The sequence below is a fragment of the Paenibacillus sp. 102 genome (genome assembly GCF_039549175.1).
Classification (GTDB): Bacteria; Bacillota; Bacilli; order Bacillales; family Bacillaceae_G; genus Bacillus_A.
The window spans coordinates 1-255 of record NZ_JBCGHT010000090.1; the positions used below are offsets into that span (position 1 = coordinate 1).

Annotated in this window: 1 protein-coding gene; it reads left to right on the forward strand. The window is 38.0% G+C overall.

Going from position 1 to position 255, the window contains the following annotated elements:
* The coding region (locus AAIE21_RS29470) for an RNA-guided endonuclease TnpB family protein (protein WP_343269885.1) at positions 1-255 on the forward strand (255 nt) is incomplete at both ends.

The following is a 255-nucleotide window of genomic DNA, read 5'->3' on the forward strand; positions in this document are numbered from 1 at the left end:
AAGCACAGCGTATCCTTTCCAGAAGAACGCAAGGTTCTTCGAACTGGAATAAACAACGTGTGAAAGTTGCAAGAATCCATGAACATATTGCAAATGCAAGAGCCGATTACTTACATAAGCTCTCTACTGAAATCATCAAAAACCACGATGCCATCGGTATGGAAGACTTACAAATCAGTAATATGCTCAAAAATAGAAAGCTTGCAAAAGCGATTAGTGAAGTATCTTGGTCACAATTTCGAACTATGTTGGAAT